This is a genomic window from Tundrisphaera macrotermitis, assembly GCF_051175315.1.
GTDB lineage: Bacteria > Planctomycetota > Planctomycetia > Isosphaerales > Isosphaeraceae > Tundrisphaera.
Genome location: NZ_CP195100.1, coordinates 6,074,622 through 6,095,690 on the forward strand (window position 1 = coordinate 6,074,622; position 21,069 = coordinate 6,095,690).

Below are 21,069 nucleotides of genomic sequence, written 5' to 3' on the forward strand. Positions count from 1 at the left end.
GCGTCCCGGTTCGGGAATGGGTCCGGGCCGAGGGGGGTCTGCCGAGATGAAGACTCTCTGGAAGTACGCCGCGGCCCTCTGCCTGGTCGCCGGCTCCTCGGCGATCGCCTATCAAAAGGGCGCGTCGACCCGATCGAGCTACACCGATGAGAACTACGGCTTCTCGATCGAAACCCCTCGCTACCCCGGGGCCGGCCCCAGGACCCCGGGGATGGTGCTGATGGTGCCCGGTCCCCCCTCGAAGGGATTCGCACCGAACCTCAACATCACGGTCCAGGACGTCGCGACGACCACGAAAGACTATCTCGAAATGTCCCTCGGCCAGTTCCCCAAGCTCGGGTGGAAGGTCAACACCCATCGCGAGTTGAAGGTCTCCGGCCGGGACGCGATCGAGATCGACTATGAAGGGGAGGCCAAGCCGGGCCAGAAAATGCACTTCCTCGCCGTCGCGGTGATCGAGAAGGACCGGGTGATCCTGGCCACCGCCACGGTCCTGGCGGCCGATTTCGCCGAGGTCGAGGCCGAGTTGCGTGCTTCCCTGGCCAGCCTCAAGCTCAAGTAATGCCCTCGCCGTCAGGGAGCGTCCCGTGAAGAAGCTGATCAACGACCCCGGTTCCGTCGTCCCCGAGATGATCCAGGGGCTGGTCGCGTCCCGCCCCGGCCTCTCCATCGTGCCCGGCCACGCCGTCGTGGTCCGGGACGATGCCGATTTCGCCGCGAACCGCGACCGCCGGGTCGCGCTGATCTCGGGCGGCGGCAGCGGGCACGAGCCGGCCCATGCCGGGTACGTCGGCCCGGGGATGCTCTCGGCGGCCGTCCTGGGGGATGTCTTCACCTCCCCTGCCCCGGACGCCGTGCTCGCCGCCATCCGCGCCTCGGCCGGCGCGGCGGGCGCCCTGCTGATCGTGAAGAACTACACCGGGGACCGGCTCAACTTCGGCCTCGCCGCCGAGATGGCGCGGGCCGAGGGGATCGACGTCGCGATGGTCATCGTGGCCGACGACGTCGCCCTGGCCGGATCGACCGCCGAGACCGCCGGCGCCCGGGGCCTGGCCGGGACGATCCTGGTCCACAAGGTCGCCGGGGCCGCCGCCGAGGCGGGGTTATCGCTGGCCGAGGTCGCCGCCGAGGCCCGAGCCGCCGCCGAGGCGGTGGCCACGATGGGGGTCGCCCTCTCCTCCTGCACCGTCCCCGCCGCCGGCAAGCCGGGGTTCACACTGGGCGAGGATGAGGTCGAACTCGGCCTCGGCATCCACGGCGAGCCCGGCGTCCGGCGCATCCCGCTGGAACCGGCCGACGCGCTGGTCGACCGCCTGCTCGGGCCGATCCTGGGCAAGATCCCCGCCGGCCCGGTCGCCCTCATGATCAACAACCTGGGCGGGACGCCGCCGATGGAACTCTCGATCGTCGCCCGTTACGCCCTGGCCCGGCTGGCCGCCGAGGGGCGGATCGTCGAGCGGTCGTATGTCGGGACGTTCCTCTCCGCCCTGGAGATGGCCGGCGTGTCGCTCTCCGCCCTGGCCCTGGATGACGATCGCCTGGCCCGGCTCGACGCCCCGACCGGGGCCCCGGCCTGGCCCAACGCCCCGGCGCGTGCCCGTTCCACCCCCCCGGCACCTGCCGAGGCGGCGGAGACGGCCGGCCGGCCGACCCCGGCGACCCCGGCCTCGACGGAGGCCGGGCGGTCCCTGGGCTCGGCCCTCCAACGCGCGGCGCACACCCTGATCGACCACGCCGATCGCCTGACCGACCTGGATCAGAAGGTGGGCGACGGCGACCTCGGGATCAGCCTGGCCCGGGGGTCGCGTGCCGTGCTCGAAGCCCTGCCGACCTGGCCGCTCGACGACCCGGCCGCCACCCTGTCGGCGCTCGGCACCCTGCTCCAGCGCGTGCTGGGCGGGACCTCGGGGCCGATGTACGCCATGCTCGCCTTCCGGGCCGCCTCGGCGCTCCGCGACGACCCGGCCGCCTGGCCGGACGCCTTCCGCGACGGGGTCGCCGGGGTAATCGAGTTGGGCGGGGCCCGGGCCGGCGATCGGACGATGCTGGACGCCTTGATCCCCGCGTCGGAGGCCCTGGCCGAAGGAAGGTCGCTCCGAGAGGCGATCGAGGCCGCCGAGGCGGGTGCCGAGGCGACCGCCGCGATGATGCCCCGGCGCGGGCGGTCGAGTTACCTCGGCGACCGCGCCCTGGGCCATCCCGACCCGGGCGCCGTGGCCGTCGCCCTCTGGCTGAGGGCGATCGGGCCGGATCGTTGAATTACTTCTGCTTGGCGACCCAGGCCACGTGGCGGGCGATCGCCTCGTGGCTCAACAGGGCTTCCTTGGTCGCGTAGCGTGCGGCGAGTTCCTTCTCGTCGGGGATCAGGTCGTGGATCCCCGAGTGGCACGGGCTGCACAGATAGAGGCCGGAGTGCCGCATCTCGGCCTTGGTGTACTGGTCCTTGAACCGGTTCTTCTTGTGGACCGACTTCGGGATCAGGTGGTGGAAGGTCAGCGGCTTGTCGCGGTCGCAAAGTTCGCAGGCATCGGGCTCGGCCGGAGGGGCCATCGTGGGCATCTCGACCGCGGTCTCGGATCGGCGTGCGCGAGAAATGGGAGTAGCTCCGGGGAGGGATAATTCAGGGCCTGGGTGCGAAATACGTTCGGATCAGTTCGGGCAGTTCGAGCGTGAACTTGCTGCGGGGCATGACCGGGTCGCAGCCGGCGGCGCGGGCCGAGGCCAGCGCGTCGGTGTCGACGTGGGACCCGAACGCGAGGAACGGCGTCGAGGCCGGGATCAGCTCGCGGAATCGGGCGAGGTTGGCGGGGGCGACGAGGTCGCCGGCGGCCAGGTCGGCGAACACGGCGACCGGCGTCCAGCGTCCCAGCATCGCCGACGCCAGGGCCACGTTGCCGGCGACGATCACCTTGTGGCCCAGGGCCGAGGCGGTGCCGGTGACCTTGGACGTGAAGATCAGGTCGCGGGACAACAGGAGGCCGGCCGGCCCCTCAGGGACCGGGACGTTCAGAGATTCGTTCATCAGTGTCCATTCGTCCCCGGGGCGGAGAAGGTTCGATCGACCCAGTCGGGGGTGAACTCGGCGGTGGTCGCCAGGGTCGCGTCGGCGCCGGACCCGGCCAGCTCGGGCTGGGAATAGGTCTGGGCCACGCCGACGGCGAGCATGCCGGCTCCCTTGGCCGAGGCCACGCCCTGGAGGCTGTCCTCGATCACCAGGCACTCGCCGGGCTGGAGGTCGCCGAGGCCGGGCAGGGCGCGGAGCGCCTCGTAGGCCAGGCGATAGCCTTCGGGGTCGGGCTTGCCGCGGCTGGTGTCCTCGGCCGAGACGATCGGCCCGACCCGGTCCCGGACCTTCAGCCGCTTCAGGGCCAGCTCGATTTCGGGCCGGAGGGCCCCGGAGTTGATCGCGATCGGCCAGCGGTCGGCCATCGCGGTGACGACCTCCCCGGCCCCCGGGAAGTAGGGCAAGCCTCCTTCGGCGACTTCGAGGTAACGCTTCGCCTTGCGGGCGATCATGTCATCGACCCGGGCCCGGCCGGCCTCCTGCCCCGCGTCGGTGAGGGCCGCCTCGAAGCAGCCCCGGTCATCGAAGCCGAGGTAGTCCTCGTGGTAGGCCTTCATATCGAAGGGGACGCCTTCCTCGGCGAGGATTTCGCGGAAGAGGTCGCAGTGGACCGACTCGTCATCGAGCAGGACGCCATTGAAGTCGAAGATCACCGCACGAATCGTCACCGTCGTCGCCCCTTGCCTTCTCGCATGCGCCTGGGATCAGATCGCCTCGGGCCCGCGCTCGCCCGTCCGGATCCGGATGCAATCGTCCATCGGCAGGATGAAGATCTTGCCGTCGCCGATCTTGCCATCGGGCCCGCTCCGCCCGGCCTGGATGATCGCGTTGACCGTCGGCTCCACGAAATCCTCGTTGACGGCGATCTGCAGCTCGATCTTCCGCAGCAGGTTCACCGTGATCTCGTGGCCCCGATACACCTCGGTGTACCCCTTCTGCCGGCCGAACCCCTGGACGTCGGTCACGGTCAGGCGGAAGACCTCGACCTGGGAGAGGGCTTCCTTGACCGCCTCCAGCTTCGTCGGCTGGATGATCGCGATGATCAGCTTCATGGAGGACGACCCGGCGGGTGGGGACGGTCGGTGGGGACTTCCGAGTAGAGTCCTCTATTGTGGCCAAACCGCACGGCTCGTCAAGCGGCGAATCGGGCCGATCAGGGATGTCCGGCCGCGTGGGGGTCCACCCGGCGGAGCACGCGGGTCAGGGCCAGGCGCAGTTCGGCGGGGGTTGCATAGCGGTGGGCCGGGTCTTTCTGGAGGCATCGCTGGACGATCTCGTCGATCGCCCCGGCCTCGCGGGCATACTTCTTGGGGATGAACGGGACCACCGAAGGAGGGGCGTATTTGGTGTGCTGGCGGTCGTACTTGGCGAGGGTCTTGCCCCGGAACGGGGTCCCGTGGGTCAGCATCTCGAACAGGACGATGCCGAATGCATAGATGTCGGCCAGGCTGTCCACCGCCTTGGAGTCGCGGAACTGCTCAGGGGCCATGTATGGCAATGTGCCGAGCAGCGAGCCGGTCTGGGTGACCCGGGCCGACCGACTCTCTCCATTGGAACCCGTCGTAAACGACGTATCCTGATCCGAGATCGAGTGGTTCGCCGAAGGATGCTCAGCCTGGGCCGACGCCGCTTCCGGCTTCGGCGCGGGGGGAGGTTTCTCGGCCTCGTCGGGCGGAGGCCCCTCGACGCCGGAATAATAATGGGGGACCGGGGCGACCGGCTCGTCCAGGTCGATCCCCTGGGGGGAGATGCCCGCATCGAAGGATTCGAAAAGCTCGTCGCGGATCACGGCGAGCCCGAAATCGGTGATCTTGAGCATCCCGTCGACGGACACCAGGAGATTGCCGGGCTTCACGTCGCGATGGCACCGCAGCCCCTGGCGGATCGCATGCTCCATCCCCAGGCAGAATTGGATCCCGTAGCGGAGGGCCTGGACCACGTCCAGCGTCGGCGAGCCGATCCGCTTGCGGAGGTCGCCGCCGGTCACCAGTTCCAGGACGATGTGCGGCTTGCCGTCGATCTCCGCCACTTCATGAGCGTGGACGATGTTGGGATGGGAGCCGAGCTGGACCCAGATCCGGCATTCGGCCGCGAACCGGGCCCGCCGATCATGATCGTCGAGCCACTCGTCGCGCAACGTCTTGAGGGCGACCACCTGGCGGCCGGCCGCGCCGAGCCGATCGTGCGTGACGTAGACCACGCCCATCCCGCCGGGGTGGACGGCGAAGACCTCGAAACGGTCGGCAATCCAATCGCCTTCCGACCTGAGACCCGCCTTGCGTCGCATCGTCGGATCCTCAAGCGAGCGACCTGATCGGCGTCCGTCATCGGGATCAACAGCAAATGTCTCGCCAGTCGCCGGCTCAGGAGAACAACGACTCGACGAACGGCTCGGGCTCGAACGGCTGGAGATCCTCGATCCCCTCGCCGATCCCCACGAACTTCACCGGCAGCTTGAGGATCTGGCGGATCGCCACGACGACGCCCCCCTTGGCGGTGCCGTCGAGCTTGGTCAGGATCACCCCCGTGCAGCCGATCGACTTGGTGAACTCCTCGGCCTGCCGGATGGCGTTCTGCCCGTTGGTCGCGTCCAGCACCAGCAGGACCTCGTGCGGGGCGCCGGCGATTTTGCGGGCGATCACCCCGCGGACCTTCTCCAGCTCGCGCATCAGGTGGGCCTGGGTGTGCAGCCGGCCGGCCGTGTCGACGATCAGGACGTCGACCCCGCGCGCCAGGGCCCGATCGCACGCGTCGTGGGCCACGCTGGCCGGGTCGGACCCGGGGGCCCCGCGCACCAGGGCCGAGCCCGACCGTTCGGCCCACACGGCCAGCTGGTCGGCGGCGGCGGCGCGGAAGGTGTCGCAGGCGGCCAGCAGGATCGTCTTGCCCTCGTCCTTGAGACGCTGGGCGAGCTTGGCGATCGAGGTCGTCTTGCCCGAGCCATTGATCCCGGCGATCAGATAGACCGTCGGCTTGCTGGGGGAGACGGCGAGAGCCCCCGGCTTCGTGTCGGCCAGGAGGGTCCGGAACTCCCCCTTGACGAACTCGACGAGGTCCTCGTTGGCGGTCTTGTCCGCGAACGCCTCCCGGACGCGATCGACCACGGTGCGGGTGGCCGAGACCCCCACATCGGCCCGGATGAGCCTGGCTTCCAGCTCATCCAAAAAGTCCTGATCCACCTTGCGGCCAAACCAGGAGCGGACGTCGAACAGGCGGGCCGTTTTGGAGAGGCCCTGGCGGAATCGGTCGAGCAGAGACTTGAACGCCATGGTCGCGGGATCTGGGGCCCGAGGGCCGCCGTCTCGGGGAGGAGTGGGGGAAGATCGGGTCGACTCACGGGGCCGCGAGGGCCGACGCCCGATCGCGGAGGGAGGCCAGTTCGATGGCGGATGTGGTGATGGCGCCGACCCAACGCCCGGGGCGATCCGGGGCGTGGAAATCGGTCCCGGCGATCGGGACCAAGTCCATCCGCCCGGCATGATCGCGCCAGCGACGGCCCAGCCGGGTGTTGATGCCGGGGCCGTCCACCTCGATCGAGCCCAAACCGGCCTCCGCCATCGATCGAAGATCGATTTCCCGTAGATCATAGGGGGGATGGGCCAGTCCGGCAACCCCGCCGGCCCCCCGGATCAAGTCGATGGCCCGATCCCACGCGACGCGCGGCTTGGGAACCTGGGCCGGCCCCCCATCCCCGAGGAACCGGGCGAACGCCTCGCGCGAGGATTCGACCTGCCGGGTCCTCGCCAGCCAGTCGGCCAGGTGCTTCCGCCCGAGGGTGGCCCTCGGGAACATCGACCTCAACTGATCGAGGTCGACGGCGACGCCGAGTCCGGCCAGCCGCCCGGCCATCGCCTCGATGCGATCGCGACGCGCGACGCGGAGCCGGTCGGCCTCGGCCCCGAGTCCCGGATCGTCGTCGCGGACGAAGTGGCCGAGGATGTGGATCTCGCGCCCCTCCCGCTCGGCGGTCAGTTCGATCCCGGCGATCAACTCGACGCCGACGCGGTCCGCCTCGGGGCGGGCCACGGCGATGGCCGAGAGGGTGTCATGGTCCGTGATCGCCACGGCCCCCAGCCCGACGGCGGCGGCCGCCCGCACGATCTCGCCCGGCGAGCAGACCCCGTCGGAATGGGTAGTGTGGACGTGGAGGTCGGCCACCGACGCCCGGGGCGACGCCGGCCGGGCCGGGCCGGGCCGGCGTGCGGGCATCACTCGGCCCCGGCAGGGCCGGCCGGCCCGGGCTCGGGATCGGGATCGGACGGCGGCGCATCGGCCGGGCTGTCCGGGCCCGGGTCGGGCAGGACCACGGCCGCGGCCTCGGCGGCGCGGGTACGGGCGGCGTCCGCCGACTGGAGCCGGTCGAGGATCCCGTTCACGAACCGGCTCGACTGGGCGGTGCTGTACCGCTTGGCCAGTTCCAGCGCCTCGTTGATCGCCACCTTCACCGGCACGTCCGGGCAGAACAGCAACTCGAAGGCGCCCAGGCGGAGGATGTTGCGGTCGATGGCCGCCATCCGATCGATCTTCCAGTTCTCGGCGACGTCCTGGATGACCGCGTCGATCCGCTCCTGGTGCTCGTGGACCCCGGCGACCAGCGCTGAGGCGAAGGCATTCAGGGTCGGATCGCCGAGCCTGCGTTCGATGAATCGGGCGATCTCTGCGGGTTTCTGGCCCGGGTTCTGCTCCATCTGATACAAAACCTGGAGGGCGATCTCACGCCCTCGTGTCCGTCGGGTCATGGCTGAAATCTCGGGGCCAGGGAGCCGTGCCGGTCCTCCGTCGCGGGCCCGGGGCAGGCGGTTCGTCCACCCGCGATCATACGCAACGGCCCGGGCGATCGTGAAGGGGAGAAGCTCACCGCCGCAGCGCGACCAGATCCTTGTAGGCCGCCACGGCCATCCGGTCGCACGCCTCGTTCTCCTCGTGGCCGTTGTGGCCCAGGACCACCTTCACCTTCACCTGATGGCGGGCCACCAGCATGTCGAGCTTCTGCCACAGATCCAGGTTCACCACCGGCTTGAACCCGCTCCCTTCCCGACGCCTCCAGCCGTTGGCCTTCCACTTGGGCATCCATTCCTGGATCCCCTTGCCGACGTAGGTGCTATCCGTGACCAGTTCCACCTGGCAGGGTCGCTTGAGCGTGGCGAGCCCCTCGATGGCGCCGGTCAGCTCCATCCGGTTGTTGGTGGTCTGGGGCTCGGCCCCCTTGCCGTCGCGGACCTGCCCGCTGGCCGGGTGCTTGAGGATGAACGCCCAGCCGCCGGGGCCGGGGTTGCCGCTGCATGCCCCGTCGGTGAAGAGGCGGACGAAATTGGGGGGGCTGGAAGGGTCGGGCATCATGCGGTCGATCATCCCTGCCGGGGCCGGAGGCAAAACGGAGCCGGGCGGACGCGATGCCCGCCCGGTCGATCGAAGTGATCTGGCCCCACCCTAACGAGGGGCCGCCCCGGGCTCAATACTTCCGGACGACCCCGACCAGCACGCCGATGATATCGACCTTGTCGCGGAAGATCGGCTTCATGGTCTTGTTGGCCGGCTCCAGGCGGATCCGGTTCCGCTCCTTGAAGAAGGTCTTGAGGGTGGCCTCGCCTTCCTCGTCGCGAACCGCCACGATCTGGCCGTCGCGGGCCTGCTCCTGGCGGTGGATGATCACATAGTCGCCGTCGGCGATGTGGGCGTCGATCATCGACTCGCCGGTGACGCGGAGGGCGAACTTGTCGTCGGCCCCTTCCCACTCGGTGAACTCCAACTCCTCGTCGACCTGCTCGATCGCCTCGATCGGCGAGCCGGCGGCGATCCGCCCGAGCAGCTTGACGCCGGTCGGCGACGGGGCCGACGCGGGGGCCGAGGTCGGGTCGTCGACCAGCGAGATCGCCCGCGACATGTTGGGCTCGCGGTTGATCAGCCCCTTCTTCTGGAGCGCCTTGAGGTGGCACATCACCCCGTTGGGGCTCTTGATCTCGAATTCGTTGCCGATCTCGCGGACGGTCGGGCCGTAGCCCCGCCCCTGGATCTTGCTCCGAATGAAGATGTAGATGTCTTTCTGGCGTGAGGTCAAGGCTTCGAGGTCGGCCATGGGCTGGCACTCCGTAGGGAGGAAGGGTCGATCCTTCGGCCCTCCGAAGGAAGCCCCCGCGCGGGGCGCGAGGAGGGTCATCGATGATGCCATGACGTACGAACACCACCTGACCCTTTGACGGCTAATGTACACCGGTCGCCCAGCGCACGCGAGAACATTTTCCCGGAAAAATCGTTGACTCCACGTCCTGCGCCCGAACAACCCTCCGACTCGTGCCCCCGCCGCCGATCAATCTTCCCCTTCGAGTTGGTCCAGCCAGGCGATCAGCCGGCGGAGATTGGGCGTGGTCGGGCCGGGATCGCGCTCGATGGTCACGTCGATCGGCTCGACCTCGTCCGGGTCGACCTCGACCCCATCGACGGTCTTGCTGACGACGGTGAAGACCTCATCGTCCATGTCGTCCCCGGTGACCGTGACCGTGCCGCCGAACTCGCGGACGAGCACCTGGAAGAACTCCTCTTTGGGGCCGTCGTTGACCACCTCATCATGCAGGCCCAGGGCCAGGAGGCCGCGGCAGACCTCCTCATAGGGCAGGTCGATCTGCCAGGACTGGGTGTCGCGATCGACGTCCGGCTCGAAGAGGAGGCAGAGGATCGGCCGCGTGAGTATACCCGAATGGAACAACCAGTCGAGCGCCTCGGCCAGACCTCGGCCGATCCGGTAGACGACATCATCATGGCGCGGCAGGGCATAGATCACGTCGGGGTCGTCGGGGTGGAAGATCAGGGTATCCCCACCCACCGTGTCGCCGAAGGCGACCGCCTCGACCGCCCGCGAGGGTGGTAGCACCCCGTCCTCATCCCAGAACCAGCGCCCCCCGGCGATCTGCTCGCGGAGGAAGTCGCGGAGCCAGAGGGTGAACCGCTCGACCTCGGCGGGCTCCTTGATCCGCACCCAGTTGGACAGGCTCCCCTTGCCGTACCGGGTCAGGAAGGCCTCGTAGCCCTCGGGGAAGCGGACGCCGAGGCGGCCGGCGACGGCGGCGATCTCGGCGGGATCCACGGGCTTGCGAAGCGTCGAGGCGACGAGGATTTCCCAGGAGGGCTCGGGGCTGGGCATCGCGGGAATCCTCCGGCCGGGTGGGAGCGGGCATCGGGACGATGTCGAGGTTATAGTGGGCCCCGGCCGGGCGGGCAAGGAACCGCAACCGGCCCTTTTTCGAGCCCCTCGGAGCGTATCATGGCCCCGGCATCGCCCGCCCGCGTCCTCGCGATCCACGCCCACCCCGACGACATCGAATTCCAGTGCGCCGGGACGCTGGCCCTGCTGGCCGATGCCGGATGCCACCTGACCCTGGCGACGATGACGCCCGGTGATTGCGGAGGCGCGGGGATCGACCCGGAGGAACTGGCGGCGACCCGGCGGGCCGAGGCGAAGGCGGCGGCCGACCTCCTCGGTGCGGACTACACCTGCCTGGAGTTCCGCGACCTGGCGATCTTCGACGACGACGAGTCGCGCCGGCGCGTGACCGAGGCGATCCGCCGGGCCCGGCCCGACGTGATCCTGACGGCCCCCCCGATCGACTATCTCGTCGACCACGAGACGACCAGCCGCCTGGTGCGCGACGCCTGCTTCACGGCGACCCTACAGAACTACGCCACCCGGCGGTGGGAGCCGGCAACGCCCCTGGCGAAGATCCCCCACCTCTATTATGTCGATCCCATCGAAGGGCACGACCGCGACGGGAACCCGGTGCCGGTCGGGTTCCACGTCGATGTCTCGGCCGTCTCCGAACGCAAGAAGGCGATGCTCGCCTGCCACGCCAGCCAGTACCGGTGGCTCCAGGAGCAGCACGGCATCGCCGATTACCTGGAGGCCCAGGCCCGATGGGGGGCCCGGCGCGGCTCGGAGATCGGCGTGGCCAGCGCGGAGGCGTTCCGCCAGTACCTCGGCCACGCCTACCCGCACGACAACCTCCTGCTCGCCCTGCTCGGGCAGGACGGTCGCGGCGGCCTGGCCTGACGCTCAGGGGGACGGCGGGGTGGTCCCGGCGGGGTAGACGATCAGCCACCAGGTCCGATGCATCTTCCCCGCGTCGGTCTCCAGTTCGGCGACCGCCTGGATCGTCTCCCCCTTGGCCAGGCCATCGAAGTCGATCGTGGTGAACTGGCCATTCTTGCCGGCCTTCATCAGGAGGGTCTGCTTGCCCGTGGCGAGGCCCCAGGTCTGGGCGGCGCGGGCCCCCTTGGCACCGGCCTCGGGCAGGACCAGCGACAGGGTCTTCGCCCCCGGCGTGATCTCGCCGATCGTCCCGGTCAGGGTGCGGAACCCGCCCGATTTGGCCTCGCCGACTTCAACCGTTTTGGTCACCCGCTCCTTGGTCGTCGTCGGCCTGGGTCCGGCGGGTGGAGGGACGGTCTTGGTCGCCTGGGCCATGCCGATCGAGGCGGGGCCGACGATCAGGGCCAGCGTGGCCAGCCCGCGCGCGAGGATGTGCATCGTTGATTGCTCCGAGATGAGTCGAGGGGCGGCCGGATCGGCCGAGACCCCTCCGACTCTAACGGCTCCCGATGGGGCGGGCCAGGATGGACCCGCCGATCATTTGCGGGTGGCAAGGAAGGCGATCAGGTCGGCCAGCTCGGCGTCGGACAGCACCTGGTCGAGCCCGGCGGGCATGACGGAGAGGTCGCCGGGGCGGATCGACTCGACCTCCTCGCGGGGGATCCGGGCCTCGCGGTCGGCCCCGAGCGTGAGGGTGATGCTATCGGGCGTCTCCTCCTTGACGATGCCGGACTGGACCTGGCCCGACTGGAGGGCGACGGCCACCGGCTCGTACCCCCGGACGAAGCTGGCGCTCGGGTACAGGATCGCCTCCAGGAGATCCTGCTTGCCCCGGATCTGGCCGATTTTCGAGAGGTCCGGGCCCACCTTGCCGCCGAGGTAGCCGATGGCGTGGCAGGTCGAACAGGCCGCCTTCGGCCCGTTGAATACGGCCTGGCCCCGGCGGACATCCCCACCGTCGATCCGGCCCAGCTTCTCGCGGAGCCGGGCGACCTGCGCCGCCTCGTCGACGTGGAGCGAGGCGTAGAGCCGACCGGCCGCCTCCCGCACCGGCGGGCCGAAGCGATCGAGGATCGGCCGGATCACGCCGACCCGGATCGCAGAGCGGGCCTCGGCGTGTTCCAGGGCATCGACCAGCGCCAGCCCGGCCGCGTCGTCCTTGGTCCGCTCGAAGGCCAGCGCGAGGCGCTCGACCTCCAGCGGGCTCGCCGCGCGGATCGCCCCGGCGAGGGCCGAATATTGATCTTTGGACAGGGCCGCACGGGCCAGCACCTCGGCCGCGTCGGATCGTTCCGGGGCGGGCCGGTCGGCGGCGAGGTGGTCGAGCAGGAACCGCAGGTCGGCGGGCCCGACCGGGTCGAGGCCGCCGGGCATCGCGGTCAGGGCGGCCAGGCGGAGCGGGTCGGCCGCCTTCGCGTCCCGGGCCAGGGCAAGCAGGCCCTGCGCGATGGCCGAGGGCCGCGACCGCCCCCAGGGCAGTGACCGGACGGTCCGCACGGCCTCGGCCGAGAGCGCCGGGTCGCCCGAGGTCAGCGCCTCGCCCAGGGCCGGGATCCACGGTTCGGGGGCCGCTTTCAGGCCGGATCGCCCCATGACCCGCGCGGCGATCCGGCGGCCCTCGGCGGGCGTCTCCCGGTCGGCGAGGGTCGCGGCGAGCAACGCCTGGATGGCGGGGGCTCCCAGGACGCTGCCGAGTTGCCGCTCCAGGTCGGCCCGGGCCGCCTCGGGGAGGTCGGGGGACCGGAGCTTCTCCCGGAAGGACGGCGCGACGGACTCGCCCCAGGCCGGGTGGCGTCCCAGGATCCACGCGGCGATCTCGCGCGACCGGGGGTCGTCCGAGCCGAGGAGCGGCGTGACCCGGTCAGGACCGCAATGCTCCGACCCCATCTGGTCGAGCGCGATCATCGCGGCCAGCCGGACGGCCGGCGATGGGGAGTCCAGCCCGAGGCGGACGGGTTCGGGGACGTTCAGCTCGATCAGGGCATGGATCAGGGAGTGCTCGACGATCGGGTCCCGGTTGGCGTCAATGGCCCGGAGGATCGCCGGGACGACCGAGGGATCGCCGAGCCGGCCCAGGGCCTCGGCGGCGGCGCGGGCGTTGGGGCGGGACGGAGCGGCCAGGATCGGCTTGATGGAAGCGATGGCCCCGCGATCCCGATGGAGGCTGGCCACATGGAGGGCCGCCTGGCGGTTGGCCTCGTCGGGATCGTTCAGGCCGGCACGAGCGGTGACCCGGGCCTCGGGCGCGTCGATCCGGGCCGAGGTCCAGATCGCGTTGCGCCGCGCCTCGGGGTCGTCGCCCCGGACGATTCGTCCGAGCGCGGGCAACGCTTCGAGGGACCGCCGTCCCAGGGCATCCATGGCGCGTCGGCGGACGGCGGGCCGGGGGTCGCCGAGCCGATCGGCCAGCGCATCGGGCGTGGCCTTGGCCCAGTCGAGCTTGAGGCCGCGCGGGTCGTCGACGCGGGAGGCCCCGGCCTTGCGGACCCGGTAGATCTTCCCGAGGACGTCGGGCTTCTCCAGCTGCGAAGTCGGGCAGCAGAGCTTGTACCATCCCCCGGTGTCGATCACGACGATGCTGCCGTCGGCGTCTTCCAGGACGTCGGTCGGGTGGTAGTCCCGATCCTCGGAGGCGAGGAAGTCCTCATCCTGGGTCCGGAACGTCGCCCCGTCGGGGACGAGGACGTGCCGCGACACCTTCCGCATGTTGAACTGGGCCGCGAACAGGTTGCCGCGGAAGCCGTCGCCGAAGCCCGATGATTCGTAGCAGGCCAGCCCGGAGGGGGCCGCGGCTCCCAGGTGGGTCATCACCGGCATGAAGTCGGGCCGGGTCCGGGTGTGCCCCTCGGCGGCCGGGTTGAGCTTGCCATAGAGGCCGCCGTAGATGGCGTGCAGGATCCCGTCGCGGCGCCCCCCGGCTGGGATCTGGATGAAGGTCGTCGTGAAGAACCGCTCCCCCCCGGCCGAGAAGGCGACGTCCACCGGGTTGTCCATCCCGCCGGTCATCACCGGCTCGATCCCCGAGCCGTCGGGGCGGGCCCGGAAGATGTGGGACGCCTTCGTGACCAGCGGGGACCGGCCCGGCCGGTCGTAGGTCTGCTCGGCGAACGCCCCCTTGGTCCAGTAGATCCAGCCGTCGGGGCCGAGATACGGGCCGTGGAGGTCGTTGCCGCACCCGGTCAGGGTCTTGCCCTGGAACCACTCGGTGCGGCGGTCGGCGACGCCGTCGCCGTCGGTGTCGGTCAGCTTCCAGATGCTGGGCGGGGCCGCGGCGTAGAGCGACCCGTCGTGCCAGAGCGTCCCGGCGGGGAACATCATCCGGTCGGCGAAGACGGTCCGGCGGTCGAACCGGCCGTCGCCGTCGTCGTCCACCAGCTTGACGATCCGGTGCGTGGGGTTTTCCAGCTGCTTCGCCAGGGGCTCGTTCGACCCCGACGAGTCGGCCACGTAGAAGGCCCCTTGCTCGTCGAAATCCCCGGTGATCGGCCGGTCGACCAGGGGCGGGCCGGCGATCGCCTCGACCTCGAATCCGTCGCGGACCGAGAGCGTGCGGCCGTCGATCAGGGCCTCTCCGGCGTCGAGTCGATGGGCCATCAGGATCAGGAAGAGGGCGAGCCCGCGGAGGGTCGATCGGGGAGCGGTCATGGCGTGCCTGCTGGGTCAAGCTAGGGGTGGGACGCGGCTGCAGGATGTCGAGGATAACGATGTAGGCCGGCCGGATCTCCCCTTTTCCCCGATCAGAAGGCGAGGACGAGCGAAGCGAAGGCGGCGACGGGCGTATCGACCCGGCGGCCGAAGTTGCTGTAGATGTCCCGGAACCCCATCCCCGGCAGCAGGGCCGCCACGCCGCCGACCATCACCACGGCATCGTTGAGGAACGGGCGGTATTCGAACCCGGTGCTCGGTTCGACGCCGATGGTCCGGTGGATGTGGCCGGCATACAGGAACTGCTGGAGCACGTTGGTCTGGGCGAACTGGACGAAGTTGATGTTGTTGATCATCTTGAACTTCGGGGTCAGGTCCATCTCCTGGCCGACGTTGAACAGGAGTTGGCCCGGGTTCACGAAGTTGCTTTGGCCCTGGATCTTGGAAGACCGGAGGTCGGGCAGGAAGCTCCCCAGGTTCACCAGGTTTACGCCGAAGATCGGCACCGCCTGGCGCTGGAGGTAGCTGAAGACGCCGCCAGCGAAGACCTGCTGATCCAGGATCGAATCGAAACCGGTGGCGTGGCCGTTGTTGATGTTGCTGTCGCCCGACGCCCAGAGGATGGCCGTCTTGAACCGCATCCAGTCGCGGTCGTAGGACAGCTCGAAGGCGGCGAGCTGGGCGCTGATCAGCTGCGATCGGTTGGCCAGGGGGTTCAGGCTGTCGCGGCCCACCACCCAGTAGAAGGCGTTGTTGACGTTGAACCGGCCCCAGTGGCCGTCGCCGGCGAACCCGAGGTAGACGGCGTCGACCTGGTGCTTCTGGTTGATCCCGACCGGGTCCGGCCGGTTCAGGAACCGATTCTTGTTGATGAGGAAGGCCGGATTGTCGTTGTTGTAGTGGACGCTGGCCTCGGCCGTGTAGCCGGGGAAGATGAAGTCCTGGCGGTAGTAGTTGGCGATGAAGATGTTCTGATTTCGGTCGTGGAACGAGTTCAGGCCGCTGTTGGTGTCCTTCTCGAACTGGCGGTTATACAGGAGGTTGTACTGGTCGCGATTGCCGTTGCGGGTGCCGAAGATCCGGGCCCCGCGATTCACGTCCGAGAAGATCAGGCCGCGGAAGTCGCTGATGAACAGCTGCGACCCGACCCGCGCCGACACGAAGTCGTAGTACGGGCTGGTGTCGGCCAGCTTGACCTCGCCGAACCACTCCTGGAGCGCGAAGAAGGTCCGGGCCCGGGTCGTGCCGGCGGTCACGCTCGGGTTGACCTGGGCCAGTTCATTGGTGGCCAGGTAGTTGACGTTGAAGACCGGGGTGATCTTGATCCGCCAGTCCACCGGCTTGAAGCCGGCATCGCCGTGGAAGATGTCGAGCGTGATGTTGTTGAACTGGGTGAAGAAGAACTGGTCCGGCCGGCCGAAGAACGGGAACTGACCGGCGCGGGCGGTGCTCTCGAACGGCGTGGTCTGGGTCGGGACCCGCCGGTATTCCATGAAGGTCAGCTGGTTTGCCGTCAGGTCCATGAAGGTGTTCTGCCCGACGATCGGGTAGTCCCCCTTCAGGACGCTCTGGCGATAGGGGTTGATCAGCCGGCCGAGCTGGAACGGGTACTCGTCCAGCAGGGGGTGGCCCTTGCCGTAGCGGTCCCAGGCCGGATAGCCGATCCGCCAGCGGTCCTCGATCGGGACGAAGCTCGGGTCGGTCTGCCCTTCCTTGGGCTCGACCCCCGAGTTGCCCGCGAACCCGGTGGTCGGGTCCATCAACGTCCGGAAGAACTCGCCTGGCGGCGTGACCGGCGGCGGCTCCGGGTCGGGGAAGCTCGGGTCGGTCGGCGGGCGGAGGCCGGGGAGGGTCTCCGGTTCGAGCGGGGCGAACTGGACCGGCCGCGCGCCGTCGCCGAAGGTCGAATGAGTCGCCGGGGCGGACGCCGCCGGCTCATCGGGCAGGGGCGGGAGGTCATCGGGCCCCGCCGACCAGGACCGCGCGGCCGAGCATGCCACCAGGACGGAGGCCATCCCCCAGGATCGAATCGGCCGGAGGGCGCGGGTCGCCAGATCCGCGCACGACACCCGCCGGGGGAGGGCCGGGGTCGCATCATTCGGGCCAGGATGCCCGGAACCGATCCGTCGTGTCTGGGGATGAGGCATGTCTGACCTTCCGGGATCGAGATCCAATCCAGGACAACCGGCGCCCTCGGAAAAGTCCTCCGACCTTCCACCCCCTGAATCGTCGCGACGGATCGGGGACCTTGAGTCATTTGTCGAATTGAGCGGTATTGACGGCAGAAATGATAGGGACGCTTGTGCGGGTCGCGACAATTCCGCCTTTCTCGACGGTCACGCGGACTTTCCGTCAATTTCCGCGAGCGGCCCGCCGAATGAAATGGTCCGAGGGCGGGATCGATTCTCGCACGTCGGCGCGACCCAGACGACGGGACCGGGGACCAGCCCGGGCGCCGCGTCTCAGGAGAAAGGGACAGCGATGCACCTCCCCGGCGATCGAATCCTCCGGACCGGCCGCGACGCATCCGGACGTCCGCGTCAGTCCCATCGTGCCGCCCGCCCGGGCGTCGAGGGGCTGGAAGGCCGACAGCTCATGGCCGCCGACCCGGTGGGCGGCCCGGCCGTCGCCGCCGCGACCCTCACCGCCCAGCTCAATCCGTCCGAGGTGCAGCAGCTCCTGCAGAGGGCCAGCGCCGCCACCGCCAGCACCGATGCGATCATCGCCATCACCGACCGGGGCGGGCGCGTCCTGGGCGTCCGGGTCGAGAACGGGGTCTCGCCGGAGATCACCGGCAACGCCCAGAAGCTGGTCTTCGCCGTCGACGGGGCCCTGGCCAAGGCCCGCACCGGGGCCCTGTTCGGCAACAACCAGGCGCCGCTGACCTCTCGGACGATCCAGGACATCAGCCAGTCCACGATCACCCAGCGCGAGATCGAGGCCAATCCCAGCATCCAGGACGTCAATTCCAACCTGCGCGGGCCGGGCTTCGTCGCCCCGCTGGGCATCAAGGCCCACTTCCCGGCCGGCGTCCCGTTCACGCCCCAGGTCGACCTGTTCGAGATCGAGCACACCAACCGCGACAGCATCCGCCACCCGGGCCCCGACCGCGTGAAGGGGACGGCCGACGACGTCACCCTGCCCAACCGATTCAACGTGGCCCAGGAATTCATCCCCGAGACGATCGCCTTCGACGGCACCGAGCTGACCGCGCCCGAGTCCTACGGGTTCGTCTCCGGGCTGGAGCCCGACGCCCAGGCGCGAGGGATCGCCACCCTGCCCGGCGGCATCCCGATCATCCGCCGGGTCATGGTCGACGGGAAGATGACCTCGATCGTGATCGGCGGGATCGGCGTCTTCTTCCCGGGCACGACCGGCTATGCGACCGAGGAGAACTCCCGGCTCAACGACTCCTTCTACAATCCCAGGAAGCGCGACCGCTCGGCGGAGGCCGAGTTCATCTCGCTGGCGGCATTGGGAGGAAGCTCGGCGAAGAATCCCATCACGGGCGCATCGTTGAAGATCGGGGCCCTGGGCAATGTCAAACCGGTCCCGGGGCTCGACCTCAAGCCGTTCGGCCGGATCGACCTCGTCGGGATCACGCTCGACGTCATCGGCCCGCACGGCAACCAAGGGCCCAGCCTCCTCCTGAAAGAGGCCAAGAAGTTCGGCATCGGCAAGGGCGATCCCAACGGCGGCACCGACCTGCCGGTCAGCAACGACGTGTCCAATCAGATCTTCTCGTTCACCACGGCGCCCCAGGACACCGCAGTCTATCCCGGCTATGAAACCACGTTCGTCGTCCCCGGGACCGGGCAGGTCGACGTCAACCAGAGCGTCGACCCGGCCACCAACACCCGGGGCGGCCGCATCGTCCCCGACGGCTGGCTGGTCACCCCGCACGGCGGCGACGGGCTGACGGCCGAGGACGTGGTCCAGATCGTCAACCAGGGGATCGCCCGGGCCAACACCACCCGCGCGGCGATCCGCCTGCCGATCAACCGCCACGCCCGGATGGTGTTCACGGTCACGGACAGAGAGGGCAACATCCTGGGCCAGTACCGGATGCCCGACGCGACCATCTTCTCGATCGATGTGGCCACGGCGAAGGCCCGCAACGTCGCCTACTATGCGGACCCGGCCCAGCTCCAGCCGGCCGACCAACTGCCCACGGTCCCGGTGGGCACGGCGATCACCAACCGGACGGTCCGCTACCTGGCCGAGCCCCGGTTCCCCGAGGGGATTGACGGGTTCCCGCCCGGCCCGTGGTCGATCCTCAACGATGGCGGTTCGGACCGCTTCACCGGCCTGAACACCGGCCCGGCCCTGCCCGCCTCGGCGTTCCAGAGCGTCCAGGGCTACGACGCCTTCAACCCGGGGACCAACTTCAAGGACCAGACCGACGTCCTGAACCAGAACGGGATCGTCTTCTTCCCGGGCAGTTCGGCGCTCTACAAGGACGTGGACGGCTCGGGCCGGAAGGTCCTGGTGGGCGGCCTCGGCGTCAGCGGCGACGGCGTGGACCAGGACGACGTGGTCACCTTCACCGCATCGCTCGGCTTCCGCCCCGAGGCCCCGACCCCGCGTGCCGACCAGGTCTTCGTCCGGGGCATCCGACTGCCCTACCAGAAGTTCAACCGCCAGCCCAACGTCTGAGGCCCGGCGGGCCGCCCCGGATTCCCTGTCGGCCCCGTCGCTCGGATGCCGATCGATGTCCCAGGACGATTTCCTCCCAGCCGAGCGGGAAGACCCATGAAAAAGACCATCCTCGGGCTCGCCGTCGCCGCCCTGGCCGCGTCCGCCCCGGCCGCCCGGGCGGGCGACCACCACCACATCCATACCCCCCGGCACGTGCCCTCACTCCCCCAGACCCACCACCAGGCCGGCCACCCGCAGTGCGTCTCGCCGTTGGCCCACCCGTCGGACACCGGCCACTATCGCGGCGGCTACGTAGGCGGCGGCTCGGCCCATCCTGGCGACCACGGCCGCCGCGTCAATGAAGGCACCTGGGGCTGGGACTACGTCGGCCTTCGGCCCGGCGGCTCGCGGATCTTCAACAACTGGTCCCACGGACGCCGCTACCAGGGCGGCTACAGCACATACAAGACCGACGGCCCCAAGCCGGTCGAGCACCTGATCGAGACGATCCACGGCGAGAAGGGGAAGGAGTGATCCGGGCCCGAGGGGGCCGGATCGAACTGCCCCTCCTGCCCCGGCCGGGTCGGCGAGGGGTCATCCCTCACCGCTTCACCACCCGGGATGCGAAGTCGAACACGACCGGCGAGGCCGGGTCGTCGGGCAGGCCGATGTCGGCATTGATCTTGGTGTGGAACGTGTCCTTGCCGGCATAGACGGTCACGGGGACACCCGCCCCCTTCAGCGCCGCCGCGAACCGCTTCGCCTGGGCGGTCGTGTCCGGGTGTCCGGCGACGTGGAGGATCAGGAACGGGGGGATTCCTTTGTCCCGGGCCACATGGGTCACGGCCGAGAAGTCGCGATGCTTCGCCGGGTCGTTGCCGAACTTGTGGCGATGGCCATTCGCGCCGGGCAGGGGCAGGCCGTGGACCCGGCACCGGGTCTCCGCGACCTCGATGATGGCGGGGATGTCGAAGGTGTCGCCGTCGGTCGGGATGCATCCCTTGATGATGTCCAGCGACAGGCCTTCCTTCTTGAGGTAGCGGTCGTCGGTGCAGATCAGGGCGGCCAGCTGGGCCCCGGCGGAATGGCCCATGACCACGATCCGGGACGGGTCGCCGCCGTGCTCGGCGATGTGGTCGTGGACCCAGCGGAGGGAGTGGGCCACGTCCCCCACGATCGTCGCCATGTCGACGTCCGGGAGCAGCCGGTAGTCGGTCGACACGAACACGAATCCCCGATCATTGAAGGCCCGGGGCTTGCTCATGACGGTCGACTTGTCGCCGGCCGTCCAGCCCCCTCCGTGGATCCAGAACAGCACCGGCAACCCCTTCGCGCCGGGCGGCGCGTAGATGTCGAGCGCCCCCCTGGGATGGGCGGGATCGGCATAGGGGATGTCGCGGCGAATCTCCTGCCCGAGGGCCGGGCAGGCCGTCGCGAGCGCCGCGATCAGCAAGGCGAGGCGGATCGTCATCGGGCGAAGTCCTTCAACGGTGGATCGCGGGACGGGGTCGGGGGTACGAGTCCCCGGCCGGGATGCCCCGCATGCGATCGACCCGGCCGGGAGGATTCTTCCAGGACGGGGGGCGTCCTCGCAAGGAGTTCCCGCCCCTCCGGCCGAGGATGGCGGGACTTCGCCACCCTC

At 69.7% G+C, this 21,069-nt stretch carries 20 protein-coding genes; 5 read left to right on the forward strand and 15 right to left on the reverse strand.

All coding sequences use genetic code 11. The features are described from left to right. Positions 1–46 precede the first annotated feature (46 nt). Both TA3x_RS24505 and dhaL read left to right on the forward strand, forming a co-directional pair. Positions 47–562, forward strand: coding sequence for a hypothetical protein (locus tag TA3x_RS24505; protein ID WP_435017297.1), 516 nt, complete (start codon positions 47–49; stop codon positions 560–562). A 25-nt stretch (positions 563–587) separates the two neighbouring features. After that, positions 588–2,258, forward strand: a complete 1,671-nt coding sequence (gene dhaL / locus TA3x_RS24510; RefSeq protein WP_435017298.1) for a dihydroxyacetone kinase subunit DhaL — start codon at positions 588–590, stop codon at positions 2,256–2,258. Position 2,259: 1 nt separating this feature from the next. Here dhaL and TA3x_RS24515 read toward each other — a convergent pair whose 3' ends face one another. The 11 genes from TA3x_RS24515 to TA3x_RS24565 form a co-directional block, all read right to left on the reverse strand. Continuing rightward, on the reverse strand, positions 2,260–2,559 hold the full coding sequence (locus tag TA3x_RS24515; protein WP_435017299.1) for a hypothetical protein: 300 nt from the start codon (positions 2,557–2,559) through the stop codon (positions 2,260–2,262). 61 nt (positions 2,560–2,620) lie between these two features. Further along, a complete protein-coding gene (locus TA3x_RS24520) occupies positions 2,621–3,022 on the reverse strand; it encodes a response regulator (protein ID WP_435017300.1) in 402 nt (133 codons plus the stop codon). Then, positions 3,022–3,732 (reverse strand): HAD family hydrolase, encoded by a 711-nt coding sequence (locus TA3x_RS24525; RefSeq protein ID WP_435017301.1) that lies wholly within the window; start codon positions 3,730–3,732, stop codon positions 3,022–3,024. The genes TA3x_RS24520 and TA3x_RS24525 overlap by 1 nt, the downstream gene beginning before the upstream one ends. A 36-nt stretch (positions 3,733–3,768) precedes the next feature. Further along, entirely contained in the window at positions 3,769–4,116 is a 348-nt protein-coding gene (locus TA3x_RS24530; RefSeq protein WP_435010619.1) for a P-II family nitrogen regulator, read from the reverse strand. Between the two features lie 101 nt (positions 4,117–4,217). Beyond that, on the reverse strand, positions 4,218–5,351 hold the full coding sequence (locus tag TA3x_RS24535) for a serine/threonine-protein kinase (protein WP_435017302.1): 1,134 nt from the start codon (positions 5,349–5,351) through the stop codon (positions 4,218–4,220). A 76-nt stretch (positions 5,352–5,427) separates the two neighbouring features. After that, the gene (gene ftsY, locus TA3x_RS24540; protein ID WP_435017303.1) at positions 5,428–6,333 is read right to left on the reverse strand and encodes a signal recognition particle-docking protein FtsY; all 906 of its coding nucleotides are present in this window, start codon (positions 6,331–6,333) and stop codon (positions 5,428–5,430) included. A gap of 64 nt (positions 6,334–6,397) precedes the next feature. Further along, complete coding sequence (locus TA3x_RS24545; RefSeq protein WP_435017304.1) at positions 6,398–7,273, reverse strand: PHP domain-containing protein; 876 nt, start codon at positions 7,271–7,273, stop codon at positions 6,398–6,400. Continuing rightward, positions 7,273–7,803 (reverse strand): transcription antitermination factor NusB, encoded by a 531-nt coding sequence (gene nusB / locus TA3x_RS24550; RefSeq protein ID WP_435017305.1) that lies wholly within the window; start codon positions 7,801–7,803, stop codon positions 7,273–7,275. Before nusB ends, TA3x_RS24545 begins: the two co-directional genes overlap by 1 nt. A 115-nt stretch (positions 7,804–7,918) precedes the next feature. Continuing rightward, positions 7,919–8,401, reverse strand: coding sequence for a ribonuclease HI (rnhA, locus tag TA3x_RS24555; protein WP_435022434.1), 483 nt, complete (start codon positions 8,399–8,401; stop codon positions 7,919–7,921). Between the two features lie 115 nt (positions 8,402–8,516). Then, a complete protein-coding gene (gene lexA / locus TA3x_RS24560; protein ID WP_435017306.1) occupies positions 8,517–9,140 on the reverse strand; it encodes a transcriptional repressor LexA in 624 nt (207 codons plus the stop codon). 231 nt (positions 9,141–9,371) lie between these two features. After that, positions 9,372–10,202, reverse strand: a complete 831-nt coding sequence (locus tag TA3x_RS24565) for an SMI1/KNR4 family protein (protein ID WP_435017307.1) — start codon at positions 10,200–10,202, stop codon at positions 9,372–9,374. A 120-nt stretch (positions 10,203–10,322) separates the two neighbouring features. On the opposite strand from TA3x_RS24565, the gene TA3x_RS24570 reads away from it, so the two are divergent. Beyond that, positions 10,323–11,105: a PIG-L deacetylase family protein gene (locus TA3x_RS24570; RefSeq protein WP_435017308.1), complete on the forward strand. Its 783-nt coding sequence runs from the start codon at positions 10,323–10,325 to the stop codon at positions 11,103–11,105. Between the two features lie 3 nt (positions 11,106–11,108). Here TA3x_RS24570 and TA3x_RS24575 read toward each other — a convergent pair whose 3' ends face one another. The 3 genes from TA3x_RS24575 to TA3x_RS24585 all read right to left on the reverse strand — a co-directional run bounded on the left by TA3x_RS24575 (position 11,109) and on the right by TA3x_RS24585 (position 16,804). Further along, positions 11,109–11,582: a hypothetical protein gene (locus tag TA3x_RS24575; protein ID WP_435017309.1), complete on the reverse strand. Its 474-nt coding sequence runs from the start codon at positions 11,580–11,582 to the stop codon at positions 11,109–11,111. A gap of 99 nt (positions 11,583–11,681) precedes the next feature. Beyond that, positions 11,682–14,789, reverse strand: coding sequence for a PVC-type heme-binding CxxCH protein (locus tag TA3x_RS24580; RefSeq protein WP_435017310.1), 3,108 nt, complete (start codon positions 14,787–14,789; stop codon positions 11,682–11,684). 92 nt (positions 14,790–14,881) lie between these two features. Next, the gene (locus TA3x_RS24585) at positions 14,882–16,804 is read right to left on the reverse strand and encodes a hypothetical protein (protein ID WP_435017311.1); all 1,923 of its coding nucleotides are present in this window, start codon (positions 16,802–16,804) and stop codon (positions 14,882–14,884) included. A 466-nt stretch (positions 16,805–17,270) separates the two neighbouring features. On the opposite strand from TA3x_RS24585, the gene TA3x_RS24590 reads away from it, so the two are divergent. Both TA3x_RS24590 and TA3x_RS24595 read left to right on the forward strand, forming a co-directional pair. Next, positions 17,271–19,445 (forward strand): heme-binding protein, encoded by a 2,175-nt coding sequence (locus TA3x_RS24590; RefSeq protein WP_435017312.1) that lies wholly within the window; start codon positions 17,271–17,273, stop codon positions 19,443–19,445. 96 nt (positions 19,446–19,541) lie between these two features. Beyond that, positions 19,542–19,961 carry a hypothetical protein gene (locus tag TA3x_RS24595; protein WP_435017313.1) on the forward strand — a complete coding sequence of 140 codons (420 nt, stop codon included), beginning with the start codon at positions 19,542–19,544 and terminating at the stop codon, positions 19,959–19,961. Between the two features lie 67 nt (positions 19,962–20,028). Here TA3x_RS24595 and TA3x_RS24600 read toward each other — a convergent pair whose 3' ends face one another. After that, positions 20,029–20,898, reverse strand: a complete 870-nt coding sequence (locus tag TA3x_RS24600; protein WP_435017314.1) for an alpha/beta hydrolase — start codon at positions 20,896–20,898, stop codon at positions 20,029–20,031. Between the last annotated feature and the right edge of the window lie 171 nt (positions 20,899–21,069).

Bases quoted from the DNA above. Each gene is read 5' to 3' on its own strand.
- TA3x_RS24505 (WP_435017297.1), top strand. From the start codon at position 47: ATGAAGACTCTCTGGAAGTACGCCGCGGCCCTCTGCCTGGTCGCCGGC.
- TA3x_RS24515 (WP_435017299.1), bottom strand. From the start codon at position 2,559: ATGCCCACGATGGCCCCTCCGGCCGAGCCCGATGCCTGCGAACTTTGC.
- TA3x_RS24520 (WP_435017300.1), bottom strand. From the start codon at position 3,022: ATGAACGAATCTCTGAACGTCCCGGTCCCTGAGGGGCCGGCCGGCCTC.
- TA3x_RS24530 (WP_435010619.1), bottom strand. From the start codon at position 4,116: ATGAAGCTGATCATCGCGATCATCCAGCCGACGAAGCTGGAGGCGGTC.
- TA3x_RS24535 (WP_435017302.1), bottom strand. From the start codon at position 5,351: ATGCGACGCAAGGCGGGTCTCAGGTCGGAAGGCGATTGGATTGCCGAC.
- ftsY (WP_435017303.1), bottom strand. From the start codon at position 6,333: ATGGCGTTCAAGTCTCTGCTCGACCGATTCCGCCAGGGCCTCTCCAAA.
- TA3x_RS24545 (WP_435017304.1), bottom strand. From the start codon at position 7,273: ATGCCCGCACGCCGGCCCGGCCCGGCCCGGCCGGCGTCGCCCCGGGCG.
- nusB (WP_435017305.1), bottom strand. From the start codon at position 7,803: ATGACCCGACGGACACGAGGGCGTGAGATCGCCCTCCAGGTTTTGTAT.
- rnhA (WP_435022434.1), bottom strand. From the start codon at position 8,401: ATGCCCGACCCTTCCAGCCCCCCCAATTTCGTCCGCCTCTTCACCGAC.
- lexA (WP_435017306.1), bottom strand. From the start codon at position 9,140: ATGGCCGACCTCGAAGCCTTGACCTCACGCCAGAAAGACATCTACATC.
- TA3x_RS24565 (WP_435017307.1), bottom strand. From the start codon at position 10,202: ATGCCCAGCCCCGAGCCCTCCTGGGAAATCCTCGTCGCCTCGACGCTT.
- TA3x_RS24570 (WP_435017308.1), top strand. From the start codon at position 10,323: ATGGCCCCGGCATCGCCCGCCCGCGTCCTCGCGATCCACGCCCACCCC.
- TA3x_RS24575 (WP_435017309.1), bottom strand. From the start codon at position 11,582: ATGCACATCCTCGCGCGCGGGCTGGCCACGCTGGCCCTGATCGTCGGC.
- TA3x_RS24580 (WP_435017310.1), bottom strand. From the start codon at position 14,789: ATGACCGCTCCCCGATCGACCCTCCGCGGGCTCGCCCTCTTCCTGATC.
- TA3x_RS24585 (WP_435017311.1), bottom strand. From the start codon at position 16,804: ATGGCCTCCGTCCTGGTGGCATGCTCGGCCGCGCGGTCCTGGTCGGCG.
- TA3x_RS24590 (WP_435017312.1), top strand. From the start codon at position 17,271: ATGCACCTCCCCGGCGATCGAATCCTCCGGACCGGCCGCGACGCATCC.
- TA3x_RS24595 (WP_435017313.1), top strand. From the start codon at position 19,542: ATGAAAAAGACCATCCTCGGGCTCGCCGTCGCCGCCCTGGCCGCGTCC.
- TA3x_RS24600 (WP_435017314.1), bottom strand. From the start codon at position 20,898: ATGACGATCCGCCTCGCCTTGCTGATCGCGGCGCTCGCGACGGCCTGC.